Source organism: Streptomyces sp. NPDC043427, assembly GCF_056436655.1.
This window is the reverse complement of sequence record NZ_JBWKCC010000030.1, coordinates 1-17,139: the sequence shown is the minus strand read 5'-3', so window position 1 is coordinate 17,139 and position 17,139 is coordinate 1. Positions and strand designations below refer to the sequence as shown.

General features: G+C 67.0%; 17 protein-coding genes. 15 read left to right on the top strand and 2 right to left on the bottom strand.

Annotated features, from left to right (window positions below):
- The first annotated feature begins 205 nt into the window (after positions 1 to 205).
- The 3 genes from AC067M_RS35005 to AC067M_RS34995 all read left to right on the top strand — a co-directional run bounded on the left by AC067M_RS35005 (position 206) and on the right by AC067M_RS34995 (position 4,906).
- The gene (locus tag AC067M_RS35005; protein ID WP_478701068.1) at positions 206 to 3,397 is read left to right on the top strand and encodes an NACHT domain-containing protein; all 3,192 of its coding nucleotides are present in this window, start codon (positions 206 to 208) and stop codon (positions 3,395 to 3,397) included.
- A 479-nt stretch (positions 3,398 to 3,876) separates the two neighbouring features.
- Positions 3,877 to 4,338, top strand: coding sequence for a GntR family transcriptional regulator (locus AC067M_RS35000; protein WP_478701067.1), 462 nt, complete (start codon positions 3,877 to 3,879; stop codon positions 4,336 to 4,338).
- Between the two features lies 1 nt (position 4,339).
- Positions 4,340 to 4,906, top strand: a complete 567-nt coding sequence (locus AC067M_RS34995; protein WP_478701066.1) for an HD domain-containing protein — start codon at positions 4,340 to 4,342, stop codon at positions 4,904 to 4,906.
- Here AC067M_RS34995 and AC067M_RS34990 read toward each other — a convergent pair.
- Together AC067M_RS34990 and AC067M_RS34985 are read right to left on the bottom strand one after the other, a co-directional pair.
- Positions 4,894 to 5,367 carry an NUDIX domain-containing protein gene (locus AC067M_RS34990; protein WP_478701065.1) on the bottom strand — a complete coding sequence of 158 codons (474 nt, stop codon included), beginning with the start codon at positions 5,365 to 5,367 and terminating at the stop codon, positions 4,894 to 4,896. The genes AC067M_RS34995 and AC067M_RS34990 overlap by 13 nt on opposite strands.
- A gap of 3 nt (positions 5,368 to 5,370) precedes the next feature.
- Positions 5,371 to 6,138, bottom strand: coding sequence for a helix-turn-helix domain-containing protein (locus tag AC067M_RS34985; RefSeq protein WP_478701064.1), 768 nt, complete (start codon positions 6,136 to 6,138; stop codon positions 5,371 to 5,373).
- A gap of 710 nt (positions 6,139 to 6,848) precedes the next feature.
- Here AC067M_RS34985 and AC067M_RS34980 point away from each other — a divergent pair.
- The 12 genes from AC067M_RS34980 (at position 6,849) to AC067M_RS34925 (ending at position 17,019) form a co-directional block, all read left to right on the top strand.
- Positions 6,849 to 7,112: a DUF6284 family protein gene (locus AC067M_RS34980; protein ID WP_478701063.1), complete on the top strand. Its 264-nt coding sequence runs from the start codon at positions 6,849 to 6,851 to the stop codon at positions 7,110 to 7,112.
- Positions 7,109 to 7,441, top strand: coding sequence for a hypothetical protein (locus AC067M_RS34975; protein WP_478701062.1), 333 nt, complete (start codon positions 7,109 to 7,111; stop codon positions 7,439 to 7,441). Before AC067M_RS34980 ends, AC067M_RS34975 begins: the two co-directional genes overlap by 4 nt.
- Positions 7,438 to 7,968: a hypothetical protein gene (locus AC067M_RS34970; protein ID WP_478701061.1), complete on the top strand. Its 531-nt coding sequence runs from the start codon at positions 7,438 to 7,440 to the stop codon at positions 7,966 to 7,968. The genes AC067M_RS34975 and AC067M_RS34970 overlap by 4 nt, the downstream gene beginning before the upstream one ends.
- Positions 7,965 to 8,972, top strand: a complete 1,008-nt coding sequence (locus AC067M_RS34965; RefSeq protein WP_478701060.1) for a DUF2637 domain-containing protein — start codon at positions 7,965 to 7,967, stop codon at positions 8,970 to 8,972. Before AC067M_RS34970 ends, AC067M_RS34965 begins: the two co-directional genes overlap by 4 nt.
- The gene (locus AC067M_RS34960; RefSeq protein ID WP_478701059.1) at positions 8,972 to 9,310 is read left to right on the top strand and encodes an RRQRL motif-containing zinc-binding protein; all 339 of its coding nucleotides are present in this window, start codon (positions 8,972 to 8,974) and stop codon (positions 9,308 to 9,310) included. Before AC067M_RS34965 ends, AC067M_RS34960 begins: the two co-directional genes overlap by 1 nt.
- Positions 9,311 to 9,488: 178 nt before the next feature.
- Positions 9,489 to 10,967: a hypothetical protein gene (locus AC067M_RS34955; RefSeq protein WP_478701058.1), complete on the top strand. Its 1,479-nt coding sequence runs from the start codon at positions 9,489 to 9,491 to the stop codon at positions 10,965 to 10,967.
- 1 nt (position 10,968) lies between these two features.
- On the top strand, positions 10,969 to 13,095 hold the full coding sequence (locus AC067M_RS34950; RefSeq protein ID WP_478701057.1) for a hypothetical protein: 2,127 nt from the start codon (positions 10,969 to 10,971) through the stop codon (positions 13,093 to 13,095).
- Between the two features lie 232 nt (positions 13,096 to 13,327).
- The gene (locus AC067M_RS34945) at positions 13,328 to 13,636 is read left to right on the top strand and encodes a hypothetical protein (protein ID WP_478701056.1); all 309 of its coding nucleotides are present in this window, start codon (positions 13,328 to 13,330) and stop codon (positions 13,634 to 13,636) included.
- Positions 13,637 to 13,652: 16 nt separating this feature from the next.
- Positions 13,653 to 13,946, top strand: a complete 294-nt coding sequence (locus AC067M_RS34940) for a hypothetical protein (protein WP_478701055.1) — start codon at positions 13,653 to 13,655, stop codon at positions 13,944 to 13,946.
- 86 nt (positions 13,947 to 14,032) lie between these two features.
- On the top strand, positions 14,033 to 14,893 hold the full coding sequence (locus AC067M_RS34935) for a bifunctional DNA primase/polymerase (protein ID WP_478701054.1): 861 nt from the start codon (positions 14,033 to 14,035) through the stop codon (positions 14,891 to 14,893).
- 3 nt (positions 14,894 to 14,896) lie between these two features.
- Complete coding sequence (locus AC067M_RS34930; protein WP_478701053.1) at positions 14,897 to 16,372, top strand: ATP-binding protein; 1,476 nt, start codon at positions 14,897 to 14,899, stop codon at positions 16,370 to 16,372.
- 443 nt (positions 16,373 to 16,815) lie between these two features.
- Complete coding sequence (locus AC067M_RS34925) at positions 16,816 to 17,019, top strand: helix-turn-helix domain-containing protein (protein WP_107460421.1); 204 nt, start codon at positions 16,816 to 16,818, stop codon at positions 17,017 to 17,019.
- Positions 17,020 to 17,139: the final 120 nt, after the last annotated feature.

Here is a 17,139-nt window from a genome sequence, read left to right as displayed (position 1 = left end):
TGGCTTACCTCCCGTCGTCCACGCCCCGTCCGTGCTTGGGCAGCGAAAGCACCTGCTCGCCCATGCTGAGTGAGCCTCACCAAATCTTGGCCTCCTCCGCGCCGGTGGCGGACAGACGCTTCACTGGTAGACGCTTAGAAACTCCCCTGAGTCACCCGCAAGCGGATACGCTTGACGTCAGGAAGCTTGCTGGGGGAGGCAACTGTTGTCCGGGTGGGAACCTTTCGCGGTCAAACTAGCGGCTGGGGCGCTTCGCTCTGTAGCCGTCGCAGGAGTTCGCTCTGCACTATCGGGGAAACCAGGCGCGTCCATAGTCGCCAATCCCTCTGCAGGGCGACTCAAGAATCGCCTTGTCCGTGCAAGTCAGCTTCACGATAAGGACATTAAGGCGTTTGCATTGCATGTGTCAGACGCTTTGGCGCCCCTGCGGGATACAGAATTCCGCCACCTCCCAAACGAGGAGGCTATGGCGGCCACGGAGATCGCAGAGTCATCATTCCTGAGTGTCCAAGTCGACCCTTTCAAATGCGATTTCGACCCTGCAGAGTATGCGCGCTTGGTCATTGCAGGGAACAGAGGTTCCCTCGATCGATCACGGCTTAGCGAGGCCGGTGAGAAGTTCTATGGCCGACTAGTTCATGAGATCTCCGCCCAACTACTGAACTTCGTCACCACATGGCCATCTTTCCTTGCGCGAGCCAATGTAGAGCAACTGAAACGTACAACCGAATTGGCTAAGCAAACAGATGCCATAAAGAGAGCTGTGATTGATTCCGCGTCCGACGAGGATATTGCCTTCGAGGAGAAGTACGCTTGTGTTGCGGTAAGCAAGCTAGACCAGTTGGAGCTCTTTGGGGTAACAGTCTCGAATCCCGAGCAAAAGTCTTATCCTCTCAGCACCGCTTATATCAGTCTAGCCGTGGCTGAGGTACAGCAAAGAGCCGGCGAAACTGACACCTTTGAAATGTCGGGCTTGTTTGAGTCCAGACAAGCTGACTTCCCCCACACGCTTGCAAAAACTTCTCGCACGTCTTACGACACCGCGGGGGGAATTCGTTCAGAGCAGGCGCTTGCGAGCTTCAAGCGCATCCTGCTCCGCGGGGAGGCAGGGTCCGGGAAGACAACCCTATTGCGTTGGGTGGCAGTGAACGCGGCACGTCGGTCGCTCGATGATGAACTAACGCCTATTAACGGGTTCATCCCGTTCTTCATCCCGCTTCGACGATTTGCTGCAACGAGCCTCCCCGCTGCTCATGAATTCCTCGCAGAACTCGGGAAGCATTTGGCAGGAGAGATGCCATCCCGCTGGGTAAATCGAGTCTTGGCAAGCGGGCAAGCACTGGTCCTCATCGACGGAGTCGATGAGCTCCCTGAGAATCGCAGGGCTGAAGCTAAGGAATGGCTTCAAGAACTAGTGAATTCATACCCGGAGGCTAGGTACATCGTGACCTCGCGGCCGGCAGCGGCAGAGGAAGGATGGCTGATTCGAGAGAATTTCACTCCCCTAGACATGCTGCCAATGAGTCCTTCTGACATCGAGCACTTCATACAGCACTGGCACGCCGCAGTTCGCGAATCTCTACCGATCGACACAACGGAGGCGGTGATTGAAGAGCTTGGGCGCTACGAGGAAGAACTCGTACGCGCGATCCGCTCTCAGGCGCCCCTCCGAAAACTGGCCTCAAACCCGCTGCTTTGCGCTCTTCTCTGCACACTGAGCAGAGACAGGAGAATGCAGCTACCTCGAGGGCGGATGGAACTGTATGCAGCAGCCCTTGAGATGCTGCTTGTTCGACGGGACGTAGAGAGGAGGATCTCGCACGAGGACACGCCAACACTTACCCTTCACCAAAAGCAAAGGCTTCTCGGCCACTTTGCACACTGGTTGATCAGAAACAACCTGACAGATGCGCGCGACGAGCAAGTAATTGCACAGATAAAACACTCTTTGAAGTCCATGCCCAATGTCGCGGCTTCTAGCCAAGAAGTATTCAAATACCTCATGGTGCGCAGTGGACTGCTCCGTCAACCAATCGATGGGAGAGTCGACTTCATACATCGAAGTTTCCAGGAGTATCTGGCTGCTGCGGACGTAATCGCCATTAACGACATTCGATCGATGGTGGCAAATGCTCACAAAGACCACTGGCACGAGGTCGTTGTAATGGCTGTAGGGCATGCCAGGCCTCAGGAGCGTGGTGAAATCCTGTCCCTGTTGATCAAACGAGGTGATACAGAACCGAATCATCTTGCACGACTCCACCTGCTCGCGGCTGCTTGCCTGGAGAGCGCGGAGGAAGTAGACCCCGCAATTTTCGAGGAAGTCCGGATCAAGGTGGGGGCACTGATACCGCCGAGCCGCGTTTCTGAGGCTAAGGAGATTGCCGGGGTTGGCGAAGCGGCTTTGGGCCTGCTCCCACGCACGTCCAAAATGCTTACCGCCGCCAAAGCGGTGGCTACAGTTCGGACAGCGAGTCTAATCGGCGGAGATGGCGCCCTGGACGTTCTTGAAGGCTACGGTGCCGACGCCAGGGTCTCTGTTTATCGAGAACTCTCTCGGGCGTGGACGCAGTTCGACCCCCAAGAGTATGCGGCGCGAGTGCTGAGCAAGTCGCCCATCGCTGCTAAACGGCTGCGAATCGCAAACCCTGATTTGCTAGCAACACTGCCACACTTCTCGTCCTTGCAGGCTGTGGAATGCGAATTTTACACCAAAGACTTCACGTGGCTGCAACATTCGGCACCCATCAGGGAACTGTCCCTAAAAGGGGGCGTAAGTCTCTCTAACGTTGAGTCTCTGGCGCGCCACGAGTCTCTAACGAAACTCGGCATGTTTGGCATCAGGGATGAGCCTGCTCTGCTGCGACCTATTAGTGCGATGCCGAATCTAATAGACTTGAACCTACATTTCAACCGGGAGCACGAATGGTCGCTAAGCCAGATTCCTCATTTGCCGACCTTGCGTCAAGTGCACCTGATCGACGTATGCGACATGCCTTTCATGGATGCTGACGGAAGTTCTTTTCCACAGCTCTCACAACTCTCGCTCGGAACGATTACTCGGCGAACCTTCAACCTGGCAGAAATCGAAAGGGTATCGTCGATAAAAACGATTATGATAAACGCGGCGTGCGCACCGGACTTTGCGCGCCATTTGAACAAGCTCCCTAACCTTCGGGACGTCTACCTCCTTCAAGTCGAGCCTGAGGATTGGGATGAAATCTGCAAGATTAAACCCCTAAGAGGACTTTTCGCTTACTTTAATGGCGAATTCACCCACGCCCCCAACCTGTCCTCCTTGAACAAACACCAGAAGGCCAGAGTGAATCTCAAAGTGCGCAAGGGAGTAAAAGTTCCTCAAAGCGAGGTGGGAACGCATCTAATGCTTCGTGAGTAAGTCTGCGCTACCACTGTATCGGGGCACCAATCTGGCCTGCAGAGTTGGTGCCGGTGGAAAAGTAGGAACTAGTACACACCTGCGGACTACACAACGCGTTCCTCTACCGGTGCCCGCGAAGCTGGTACGGGCCATGGGTAGAGCAGCAAGTTCTCTTCGGAGCGCACGCTGACCGAAGAACTCGGCATGGGCCGTGCGGCACCTCGCCATGTGCTAGCTCGTCTCGTGTGCACGAAAGCCTCACGAGCGACGTAGCGCACTCAAGACCTATGGCGTCAACAAGGAGAAGCTTCGCCGCCTCCTCGCTGCCACCGCTCGACGCCTGTACGGAGGCACTTGGTTAGCGTCCACCTCGTGCCAGCGGCGTTCGCCGCGGCCTGGTGCCCTGCTGGGCAGATTCGCCGTCCCCCTCGAGGCATGGCAATGCAATGCTTTGAGGGGTAGGACGGTCGGGTACTGACAACCAGGGAGGAGACCGCATGGGGCAGCAGGCGAGCCCTCGGGGGACATTTCTGCAGGTCGCGGAGTCCATGAAGGCCACGATTGCGGCGAACCCCGAGATGACGCACTTCCCGTCTGCTGCGGATCTCATGCGCGATCACGGCGTCTCGCGCGGAGTCGTGCTGCGGGCCTTCAAGGCGCTCCATGAAGAAGGCGTGGCCGAACCAGTACGCGGGGGCCGGTGGCAGATTGTCCGAGCCGGGGAAACGCTCGACCGACGGCCGTTGCATGAGCGCATCGTGGAGATCATCACTGCCGAAGGGCTCAAGGCCGGGGCAGAGTTTCCAAGCGCTACCCAATTGGCCGGACGATTCGGCGTCTCACGTCCCACCGTAACCAAAGCCCTCGACAAGTTGGAGGCCGCCGGCGTGCTGGCGAGCGGAGGGCAGGGCAAGGTGCGGACGGTCCGCACCGTGCCGAATCGAGAGGAGCGTTCGTAGGTTGCCGAAGCTGACGGAGTGGGCTTATCCCCTGGCTGAGTCCCTGCTCGCCGAACCGTTGCCACGGCGGTGGAAGCACTGCCTTGGGGTCGCTGAGAGAGCGCGCACGATCGCCCTCGTGCTCGACCAGGACGCGGACCTGTTGGAGGCCGCTGCGGTGCTGCATGACATCGGCTACGCGCCAGACCTGGCCAAGACTGGCTTCCACCCCCTGGACGGAGCGCGCTACCTCCGGGACGTGGCCGGCGCCGACACACGGGTCATCAACCTGGTTGCCCACCACTCCTGTGCCTGGATGGAGGCAGAAGCGCGCGGCATGCGCGAAGAGTTGGAGGGCGAGTTCCCCCGCGAGAGTGCGCACCTGAACGACGCGCTCTGCTACTGCGACATGAACACCACGCCGGACGGCACGCCCACGAACCCGATCGACCGGATCAACGAGATCGCTGGACGGTACGGGCCCGACAGCCTGATCGGAACCTTCATCCGCCGCGCCGAACCCGAGATCCACGCGTGCACGGCTCGCGTCCTCGAACGCGTCGCCGCCGCCAAGCGTCAGCCGATGTAGGGAGCTGTTCGCGCCCGATCCATGGCGTGCTCGATACGGAGCCGCATCGTGGGGTGCACGTCCAGCGCCACCAGGTCCGCCGGGGCGACCCAGCGGACCTGTGTCGTCTCGTCACTCGTACGGAGTTCGCCGCCTACCGGTTGCGCGCGAAAGCAGATGCTGAACTGCTGGCGTACCTCGCCATCGTCGTACTGCATCACGTGTCCGGGATCCGTGTAGAGCCCGGACACGTCGACCACTTCGGCCTTGATCCCGGTCTCTTCCCACACTTCCCGCACGACGGTGTCACTGATCGACTCCCCCACGTCGTGCCCCCCGCCGGGAAGCGCCCAGCGCCCGTTGTCGGATCGCTGGATCATCAGCACCTCTCCAGAGTCGTTCTGCACGAACGCGACGACGGAGGGCACCACCGAGTTGGCCGGCGGGGCGTCGGGGTCGTGAAGGTAGTCGATACGTCCCATGACTCAGGCTCCCGTGATGCTCTCTATGTCCTGCGCTGCGATCGGCCGGGCGTGCTCCCAGGTGTAATCGATGCTATGCGCGTACGTCTCGAAGAGCCCGCCGCCGGGCAAGCGGCGCAGGTGCAGAACGGGCGCCATGTAGGCCCCGAAGCCGTAGACGTGTGGGTTGACCAGCATCTCGTCATCGGCCCGGTAGATGGAGTTGTAGAGAGTCGAGTCGTGCAGCCGGAAGCCTATGTCCGGGTGACTCCGCATGAGGGGTCGGTAGAGCATCAAGGCGTTGCGGATCTTCCCGTCCATGATCTGGTGCCCTTCGTCGATGCCCCGCTGCCGGACAGCAGCGCAGCCAGGGTCTCCGAGCAGGATGCGGACTTGGGCCCCCGCTTCCACCTTCGCCCGCGCCAAATCGTGGAACAGCGGATCTTCGGAGAGGAACAGCCCGGAGTAGACAAGTACGTCTAGGTTCCGCTCGGCGCGACTGTAGAGCTCGCGCCACAGTCCCGGTGGGACCGTGTGCCGGTGCGGGTAGACAGCCGCGATCTCGGCTTTGGTCAGGTCCGCTGCGCTGTCGACATTGCGTTCGTCGTCCCACAGGGTCGTCACATCGACCCTGAGCGCCGCCGCCGTCGCGTATTGGTGACGCCGGTACGGCACCTTGCCCTGTGTGATCCAGCGTTCGACCGTCTTGGGGTTGACCTTGATCTCTTCGGCGAGGCTCTGCACCGTCATGCCCCGGGCCAAGAGCGCGGACCTTAAACGCTCGTTCGACATCTGCACCCCCGTTGGGACGTCTAGGGACTTCTCGACCGTAACTAGAAGTCCCCTAGCTGTCTACGTGCGAGGTGCCCAACTCCCCTGACCTGCGGCGATTCTGAATGTGCGCCAAGAAGTCCAGGCGCAAGACCAAGAGGTTCCGGCGCCATACTTGACGGACCCTCATGCAGTACCTGTAAAACAGGTACTGCAAGTCGAGCGCAACAGCTCGGCTCAAGGCGGCCTCGTGCCGCATGCGCAGAGGGCGGGGACGCTGCAATCCCGCTAAAGGCCAGGGGATCAATCAGGGCTTCGGCCCGGTCTGGCGAGGTGGCCCGGTGACCGCGAGCAACGGCCGGAGAGTGGGGACGAGGTCCCCCTTGCAGTGCAACACCCCTGTTGATCAACAAGTGATGGGAGTTCAAGTGTTTCGACGACAGCGTTGGGCACCGCCGTACTGGACCGGCCGGCGGTGTCAGTGAGATGCCGCTGATCGTGAGTGGAACTCGCGCTCGCGACCTATCCGGTCCGACTCCTACCTGCCATCGCAGCGGCTAGCGCTGCGGCCGGTTGCCTCCCCCACCCGTCCGGGCCGCCCCCTTGGGCGGCGCCGTACGGGCGGGGTCGAGGGGAGCCGGAAACCGACTTCAACGGCGCGCGGCTCCCGGTGCTGGAACACCGGGAGCCGCTGTTTGGGCCGTTCCCACCTGTGAGAGGACCACGACCCAATGAGGAACATCGTGACTGTTCAGGAGGCTGTTACCGCGTTCGCTGATTGGCTGGCGCCGACGGATGCGGAGCTGGACGCGATCGAGGCCGAGATGCCGGTCATCGCTGCGGACATCGAGTTGGTGGACGCCTACATCGCCACCCTCGACCGCACCCCGAGCGAGCTGGACACCCGCCGGCTGCGCCGGGCCCGCCGCCGGGCGCTGGCTGCCCGGGTGGAGCTGACCAACCTCTCCGCGCCGGCCACGGGGGTGAGCGCGTGAGTGCAGAGACCTCGACGCTGGACGATCTGGCCGTGCCGCTGCGCGCGCTGCGTCTGCTGGCCACGGACTTTGGGCACCTGCCGACGCCGTCCGTGCACATCTCGCCCATCTACCCGGAGCGGCTGGAGCTGAGTTTCCACAGCGGCCTGCCGGACTTCGAGGCATGGCGAGAGGCCCTGGGTGTCACCCCGGATGCCGTCACCTGCACCGAACAGAGCGAGGGCCGCACGCTCGTGCTGAAGGCGACCGCCAACTACGCCGGCGCCACGCTGGAGCTGAGTGGTTACGGCGACATCTGTGCTCCGGCGCTGGTCGGGGGTGCGGCATGATCCGTATCGTCACCGCGGGCCGTCTGCGCCGGTTGCGCGAGGGCGCCGCCCAAGCCCGTGCCCGGGCCCGGGAGGTGCAGGGGCAGGCGGATGCCGCTTGGGCACGCCACGTACGTGAGGTGTGGGAGCTGACCTCCCGCATCGAGTCCGAGGCGAGCGACGCCTCACTCCTCCGTGAGGACTGCTTCCGGCTGCACGACGCGCTCACGGACCTGGAGATCGTCCTGGGCGAGCGCGAGGAGCGGATTCGCCTGCTGGGTGAGGAGCTGGAGGCGGCCCGGTTGGAGGGGCGGTCGCTGGTGCTGCTGCTCCACTGGGGCGCGCCGCACAGCATCCACCGCAGCCAGCAGGACGCCTACGCCTACGCCGCCACCCAGGGCGCGCCCCTTCACGGATGGGTGGCGGGCGATGAACGCCCCGCTGCCGAGGTGACGTGGCGGGCTATCCCGTTCACCCAGGAGGAGACGGTTCAGGGCTTCCGCTCGGTGCCGGCCGCCTCCCCTAGGCCGACGGAGGGCGCGGCGTGAACGGTGTTCAGATCCGTTCAGCGGAACGCGCGCTGTCGGTGGGCACGTGGCTGATCGTGTCCGGCGCCATGCTCTACTCGATCCTCACCGTCACTCCCCTGATGGCCGCCCACACCCCGGAGACGTGGGAGTGGACAGCGCCGATCCTGCCTCTCGTGGTCGATGCCGCCGTGGTGATCGTGGTTCGTCTCGACTCGGTGCTGGCCCGGCTGGGCGGGCACGGCGGGCGGTGGCCGATCACCTTGCGGTGGATGACCGGCGCCATGACCCTGGCGCTGAACACCGCCGACTCCGCCCTGGCGAAAGACCTGGTCGGGGTGGCCGTGCATGCGGTGGCGCCGCTGCTGCTGATCGTCACCGCAGAGACCGGGCTGGCCTACCGCCGCGCGATCACCGCCGCCGTAGCGGCACTGGAGGTACGGCAGCAGGCCGACCGGGAGCGGTGCGAGCAGGCGGCCCGGGAGCGTGCAGAGGCCGCCCGCCAGCAGGCCCGGGAGGAGCGCGAGCACGCCGCCACATTGGTGCGTGAACAGCGTGAGCACGAAGCCCGTCTGGCGCGGGAGGCTGCGGAGCGTGAGGAGCGGCGCCGACGGGAGGAGCGCGCGGAGCGGGCCGCCCGGGAGGCTGCGGAGCGGGCCGAGCGTGAACGCCGTGAACGCGAGCGTGAACAGCGTGAGCAGGAGCGTGAACGCCTGGCCCGTGAGGCTGCCGAGCGGGCCGAACGTGAGCGGCGTGAGCAGGAGGCGGCGCGGGCGCGTGAACAGCGCGAGCGTGAGGAGCGTGCGGCGCGTGAACGCGCCGCGCTGCTGGAGCGCGGTCCGGCCGCGGGCAAGCTGAGCGAGGACGAGGCCCGCAAGATTGTGGCGGCTGCGTTCGATGCTGAGCTTCCGGTGCGGGCCGCCGCTGAATTGTGCGGGTGGTCGGTGGGGTGGGTGTCTGCCCGCTACGCCGAGCACCGCGACCCCGGCACGGGCGGTGCTGAGCTGGCCATCGCGAGTCACTAATGGCCGCCTTACCGGTCTATCCCTGGCGTCTGGCGCCGGAGGGTTTGGCCACCCGCCGCCAGCTGCGCGCGAGCGGGCTGCGGCCGGGTGGTCAGGATGTGGCCGCCCAGGTTGAGCGTCCGCGGCGGCGCCGCGGGCCGCTGGTGGCCTACCTCTACCGCATCGACGCCGCCAAGCCCGTTAGGCCCATGACCCCCGCGAAGCGCGCGGCGCTGGCCAAGGCGAACCAGGCGCGCCGCACCTGCCCGCAGTGCCGCACGGATGCGGGCTACGTCATCCCCGCCTCACTCGGCACATGCGTGCCCTGCGCCTATCCCGACGACCAGCGCGCCGCTTGACCCCAATTGGCAGGCCCGGCCAGCAACTTCCTACGGCCCCGGCCGGGCCCTACTCCACTGAAGGAGCACGTGCAGCATGACCGAAGTCAGCACCGAACCGGTAGTGGTTGAGGCTGCCCCGAGCACACCGCCCCCGCCCCCAGCCGCTCCCCCCGCCCCGGCGCCGACGGTGGCGGAGGTGGACCACACACCTGGCGGCTGGCCCGTCGTGCCCCTGGCCCTGTCGGGGACGAACACGACCGTGGGCATGGTCGCCGCCGCCTCCCTGGCCGGCGGCCCCATCGCCGCGGCGGTCGCCGCCACCGGCATGGCCGTCCTCGGGGTCGCCGCCGCCACCCGCAATCGCAAGCCCAACCCACGCCGCGAAGCACGCCGCACCGCCGCCCGCACCGCAGGCCGCAACGCCGCCGCCCGAACCGCGACCCTCGCTGGGGGCGGGACGGCCGGCAGTCGCGCGGGCCGCTCGGGTAGCGGGTCGGGTCGGGTGCCTGGCCAGTCCCGCCGCGGCGCCGGTCACACCCCCGCCCGCAGCACCGCAGGCAGCAAGACGGCCCGAACGGGGTCTGGATCGCCGAAGAAGACGACCAGCCCCTGCACCGCCGCCTCCCGGCTCGGTGCGAAGCCTGCGGGCCGTGTGGGGCAGGTCCGGGCGTTGCGGGCAGGGCAGAAGGCGGCCGGCGGATCGCGGGCGGAGAGGCGGGCGCAGACCACCGCCGCGCGCCGCGCGGTCGCCGACACCCGCCGCACCCCCAACCCCACCTCTCGTTCCCGTTCCGGCAAGTCCGGTTCGGGTGCCGGTCGTGGTGTGGCTGGGCGGCTGATGAGCAGCGCAGCCGGGAAGGCGCGTGCCGCGCAGAAGGCGGCCATCGCCAAGCAGCGAACGCGGCGGGATGGCAAGACCGCCGACCAGGTGGCCGCGCAGCGTGCCGCAGTGCGTAGGGCGCCTGCCCGGCGGGCGGCGCGGCGGTCCCTGCGCCGTTCTGCAGCACGCTTCCACGCCCGCCGGATGCTGGCCGCGCTGCTCGCCCTGCCGCTCGGTCTGCTCGGTTTCCTGACCAGCCCGCTCGGGCGCAAGTTCAACCTGCCCTGGCTCATCCACCCCGGCCGTCGCCTGCTCGCCCGGCTGTTCGCGGTCGCGGCCGCCGAGCGCGCCGACCGCGACGCGGACATCCGCGCGGAGCTGAGCGAGGCAGAGGCCGCCGCGGATGCGCAGGCCGCCAAGGACGGCACCGACGGGATCGCCGACCACGTCAAGCGGCCCAAGGGCCGTGTCCCCACCAGCACGAACACCGATGTCAGTGAAGGAGAGCACGTGTCTGGATTCCGGTTCGAAGAGGCCGCCGCAGAGATGGAGCAGGCCGCCAACGCCTACGAGCCCGACAACGCCATGGAGATCCTCGCCATGGTCGAAGGCCTGCCCGCCGCCCTCACTTCGGTGGCGAACGTGATGAAGATCCTCGCCGAGCGCTCCGACAGTGAATTCCCGCTGGAGAAGGAGATCGCGGACGGCTTCAACGACATCTTCGGCGCGGTCATGAGCGCCGTCGCGGTCGCCGAGGACATGGGCCCGCTCTTCCGCGAAGTACACGAGCAGGACATCGCCCGCCACGAAGACCCCCGCAACGGCACCGAGGCCGAGAAGGGCTGGAACGTCTGAGATGAGCAGCACCGCCACCACCAACCAGACCGGTAGTGGCCCGGTGCTGGACTGGGCGGCCGGTCACGGACCCGTGACCGGCGCCCTGTCCGCCACCACCGGAGCCTTCGCCGTCGCCACCACCGGAGCCGCCACCCACATGCCCCCCGGCTGGGCACTCGCCGTCGGCGCCGCCGGCGCCCTCGGTCACTCCGTCGCCGGTCTGCGCGTGCGCAACGCCGGCCGCACCCTCGCCACCCGCGCCGCGTCCTGGCTGGTGGGCGCGGGCTGGACCACGTGGGCCATGACCCACGGCCCCCTCACCTGGGCCGCGCTCGGCTCCCTCGCCGCCATCGGGGTCGGGATCGGCGCCGCCGCCCGCTCCACCGCCCTGTTCGAGGAAGCCCGTGAGGAGGAAGCGCTCGCAGCGGCTGAGCGGCAGATCGCCGCTGAACTATCCGCGGAGCGGCGGGCGATCGCCGCGGAATGGGTGGACCGTATCCAGCGGGTGTGCTCCATCACCGTGCGGGTGGTCGGGGTCGAGATGTGGGAGACCGGCGCGGGATTCTCCCTCGACGCCGAACTTCCCGCGGGCGGCGCCACCTATCAGAAGATCGCCGCCGAGTCTCCGCGTCTGTCGGCGGATGCGCGCCTGCCGCACGGCTGCACGGTTGCCGCCTCGCCGGGCATTGACCAGGGGCGGGTCATCATCGACGTGACCACGGTCAACGTCCTGATGGAAGAGCGCACCTACCCCACCGACTACACGCCGCTGTCCCTGCTCACCGGCATCCCGTGGGGCTACCGCACGAACGCGGAAGACATCCTGGTCTACCTGCGCGAACAGTGTGCGCTGGTGGTCGGGCCGACGGGGTCGGGCAAGACGAACATGGTTCACACGATCCTGGCCGGTTTCGCCCGCACCACCGACGTGCTCACGTGGGTGATCGACCTCAACGCCGGCAGTGCCGGCCTGCCCTGGGTGCGCCCCGCACTGTCCGGGCAGCTCGCCCGCGAGGACGGCAAGCCGGTACGGCCCGGTGTGGACTGGCTCGCCGGAACCTACGACGAAGCCCTGACCATGCTCGACACGGCCGTGCGGGTCGCCAAGCACCGCAAGACCGCCTATCAGGACCTGCTCGCCAAGGCCAACACCGACCTGCTGCCGGTGAGCGCGCAGATTCCTCAGATCATGCTGGTCATCGACGAGGGCGCGGAGATCCTGGTCAGCACCGACCGGCAGATGCGCAAGCTCGCCGAGAAGATCCTCGAAGTCATCCGCATCGCCCGCGCCATGGGCGTGCGCACCGTCCTCACCGCCCTCGGGGCCACCGGGTCGGTGCTGGGCAACCTGATGATCCGCCGGGAAGGAAAGGTCCGTGTCGCCCTCACCGGGGGCGAGACCGAGGGCATGGACCTGTCCAAGATGTTCCCCGGCACCCGCGGGCTGCGCGTCGACCAGGCCCCCTACAAGGGCGCCGGGTTCATGGCCACCCCGGAATCACCCGCCGGACTGTTCAAGGCGTGGCGGATCCTGCCCAACCAGATCCGGGAGATCACCGCCGCCACTTCCGAACTGCACCCCACCCTCGACGCGGTGTCCGCCAAGGCGGCCGGGCCCGCATACGCCCGCCGGTGGGACACGGACCGCACCGCGTGGATGGGAGACCAGCCCACCACCGCCACCGACCACGACTCCACCGCCGATTCAGCCGGGGGCGGGTTGAAGCTGTCCGCCCTGCGGAGCGAGCGAGCGCGGCCGGTGTCGGAGGAAGACGAACTCGCCCGCCGCTTCCGCGAGCAGATCGACGCCGAGTTCGGCACCGCTGCCGAGCCGTGCACCCCCGACCCGGCGCCGCCCGCCGCAGCTGCGAGTGGGCTGAACCTGTCGGCGCTGCCTGGCGAGCAGGAGCAGGACAGTCCCGCGCAGCGCGCCGCGCTCGCCGCCCTGCTCGCCGCCGGGCCGGCGGGGACGGGAGCATCGGCGATCGCCCGCGCGCTCGCCGACGAGCACGGCACGACCCGTCAGACGGTCGTCGGGTGGCTCAAGGACTGGGTCAACGACGGCACTGCCGTGCGCGTCGGGGAGGGCACCAAAGCCCGCTACGTCCACCGCCGGCACGCTCCCGATCAGCCCCCGCAGGACTGATTGCTTGTCGCTTGTCGCCCCACCAGAAGACATGTCGCCTCCCCCTCCTCTGGGGGCCGGAAACGGGCTTTGACCTGGGAGGCGACAAGCGACAAGACAAGCGACAAGACAAGCAAGGCGACAAGCCACACGACAAGCGAGACGACAAGCCACGCGACAAGCACACACCCACCCGCACGGGCCCGCACCGTCCTTCGGCGCGGGCCCGCGGCACACCCCGAGGGGAGCACCGATGCACCAGCCCAACCCGTCCGGCCACATCGCCCCGCACATCCCCGCCGACCTCTACCACCGCGCACAGACCACCGGCCAGCCCATCGTGATCACCGTCCACGACACCACCGCGACCGGCATCCCGTGGCGGCGCTTACTCGTCCCGTTCGCCATCGCCGGAGCCGTCGTGGTCGGCGGCTGGGGACTGGTCGCCGCGCTGTGCGTCCTGCTCGACGCCGCCGCCCACACCGCCACCGTCATCGCCGGCGCCGCCGGACCAATCGGGGTCGGCGGCATCACGCTCAAGCTCTTCAACTCCAAGCGCTGACAGGAGAACCGCACCCGTGATCCGACTCAGGCTCAAGGTCATCGACTGGCCGCGCCGCGCTCTGGCTCTGACCGACACCCCTCGCCCCGCATGCCCCGACTGCCGGGGCGAGGGCGGTACCAACCACGACTACGGCGACCACAACGGCGAGTACGCCGGCACCGAGTGGCTGCCCTGCACGTGCTGGGACGAGAACCGCCACCTGGTCCTGCTGCCGCTCCCGCACCACCCCCGATGGACGCGCCGCCGCCGCGACAACGCCCCCGACCCGTGGGGCCCCGTCGGCAACAGCGACGAACCGCCCTTCTAGCTACGCCAAGGGCGGCCCCCGTTCTCGCCAAAGTCCGGGGCCGCCCTTGCCCACCTGCCAACTACTGACCTGTGGAGGTCTCCAGCATGACGCAACCGACCGACATTCGGGGAGAGCACCTGCGTACTGCTCTCGCCCTGGCAGCCTCCGGCGTGCCGGTGCTGCCGTTGCGAGCGGGCAAGGTTCCGTTCGGCAACTGCCGCAGGTGCGCAAACAACGCGTGCGGCGGCCGGCCCAACATGAAGAACGCCGGGCCGTGCGCCTGCCCCGGCCCCTGCCATGCTTGGGCCGCCGCAACCACGGACCCGGACGTCATCCAGTCCGGCGTCTGGCGGCGCGCATGGGTGCGAGCGAGCGCGGTCGCCTACCACCCCGGCGGAGCCTGGTTGACGGTCGTGGACCTGGACAACGCCGACGCAGTGACGTGGGCACGCGAGAACCTGCCGGCCACCCAGACCGTGCCCACCACCCGTGGCGAGCACTGGATCTACCTGGGCTCGATGCAGTCCGCCAATGCGGTCAGGCCCGGCGTAGACATCAAGTCCACCATGTCCTACGCCCGCTACCTCGGTCCCGGCACCGGCACCTTGACCACCCTGCCGGACGTAGTCCGCGCCCTGGCCGTGAAGGAACCCTCCACACTCCGGCCGGCCCCGCACGCAGTCACCGTGCCCGCAGGAGTCGGGGCCGGGGAGTGCCGCCACCGCACTCCCGCCTACCTGGAGCGTGGCATCGCCATGGCCGAGCAGCGCATCGCCGAAGCCCGCAGCGCGATCCACACCACCGTTTACCGGACGTTCCTCGCCGTGCTCTCCACGCATGGCCGGTGCGGCTGCCTCACCGACGCCCATGTCACGCGACTGTTCACCGCCGCGCAGGCCAAGGGCGAATCCCCGCGGCACTGCGCTGAAGCGTGGACCAATGCCCGCACCAGGTTGGGACTGTGACCCATGTCTGACGATGACAAGACCCCTGCCCGCGAAGTCATCACCGACTACGCGCAGGCGCACTTCCGGTACTTCCGCACCCCCGACGGCACCGTGTACGCGCAGAGGAAAGGCCACCCGGTGGCCCGTCCGATTCGCTCGCAGGGCACCACGGGCAGCCATCGCCAGGAACTCATGGTCGGCCTGTTCAGGGACGGGTACGGCGTGTTCAACGGGACCGCCCTCAAGGAGGCGTTGGACCTGATCGAAGCGCTCGCGCTGTCTGAGGACGTGCAGTCCGTGCATATCCGCGTCGCGCCCGGGTTCGACGGGGCGACGTGGCTGGACCTCGGCCGCGACGACGGACAGTCTGTCCGCATCCACCCCACCGGCTGGGACATCCTCACCCCCGACCCGCGCGAGGTGTGTTGGCGGCGCACCCAGCTCACCGGGGAACTGCCCCTGCCGGCCAAGGACACCGACGGCAAGGGCATCGACCTGCTGTTCAGGCTGTGTAACTTCGCCAACGCGGAGACCGAGTGCCTGGCTATCGCCTGGCTGATCGGCTGTTTGGGGCCGTCCGTGCCGGTCCCCGCGCCGTTCCTTACCGGGCCGCAGGGCGCGGGCAAGTCCACCGGTGGGCGGATGCTCGTGCGGATCATCGAGGGCATGAGCGGCGACCTGCGCCGCGCGCCCAAGGACGAGGAGAACCTGATCGCGGCCGTGGCCGCCGGGTGGGTCACCGCCCTGGACAACCTCTCCCACATGACCCCGGACCTGTCCGACGCAATGTGCTGCATCGTGACCGGCATCGAGAACGTCAAGCGCGCCCTGTTCACCGACGGGGACGTGTTCCGCGTCGGCTACCGCCGACCCCTGCTCCTGACCGGCATCGACGTGGGCGTCATCCGGCCCGACCTCGCCGAACGGCTCCTGCCCCTGCGGCTGGAACGCCCCAAGGTCCGGCGCACCGAAGCGGAACTGTGGGCGGAGTACGCGGAGGTGTTGCCCGTCGTTCTCGGCTCGCTGCTGGACCTCACGGTCAAGGTCCGGGCGGCCGAGGCAGAGACCCCCACCGATATGCGCATGGCCGACTTCGCGCACCTGTGCGCGCAGCTCGACGCAGCGACCGGGCTCGGGGCTCTCACCGCCTACCGGGCCAGTCTCGACGACCTGAATGACGACGTGATCGAGGGCGACCTCCTCGCACAGACCGTTCTCAGGCACGCTGACACCATCGAGCCGGGCACGGCGCAGCGGATGACCTCCACCGAGTGGCTGCACCTCCTCACCGGCCTCTACAGCAGCGACGAGCCACGTCCCCTGCCCAAGGGCTGGCCGACCACGGGCAAGGTCCTCTCCGACCGGCTCAAGCGACTTCAGCCGACCCTTGCCGCACGGGGCGTCCTCATCGACTCGGGGCGCACCAGCACCGGCCGGTACCTCGAAATGACCCGTCTGGCCGCCCCGCCCCCACCCGAGCAGAAGCGGATGTACTAACCCCGCCGTGATCGCCAGAACAAGCAAGAAGAGCACCACCGGCCCGGCGTGCTCTTCTTGCTGTTCGGCGCACCGCGCCGCCCGAAGGACGCGCCGCGAAGCGGCTCCTTCTTCGCGCTTGAAGCGGCACCGCACCACAACAGACACCCCCTCTCTTGTCCTTAGAGGGAAGACGCTGCGTCATCTGCGTCACGCGGGACGCTAAACGTCCCCTGACCTGCGGTGAAAGCCATGACGCAGCCTCCAGCCTCTGCGTCATCCTGCGTCATCTGCGTCACCCGATGACGCAGCCCATGCCGCAGGGATGACGCAGCGCCTAACCACTGCGTCGAGCAAAAGCGCAGGTCAGAAGCGCGAATGTCGCTGATGACGCAATGACGCAGAAATCCGCACCTCGGACAAGCGCCAAGTGCCCAAGACCCTCCCGCATAGGAGACACCCGGATGAGCACCGCGATTGCCGCTCCCGTCGACCGACTCCTGTACAAGCCCGAAGAGGCTGCCGAAGCGCTCGCCATCGGCCGTTCGACTGTCTACGAGCTGATGGCCGAGGGCGCCCTCAAGTACATCAAGTTGGGCCGTACGCGCCGGATTCGCCGGGCCGACCTTGAGGCGTACGTGGCCAATCTCGCCCCGCTGCCCAACTGACCCCAGCACGTCACCGAGGGGGGGGGGGGGGGGGGGGGGGGGGGGGGGGGGGGGGGGGGGGGGGGGGGGGGGGGGGAAGGGGGCAAAGAAGAGGGGGGGTGAGTGGGTGTTGGGGGGAGG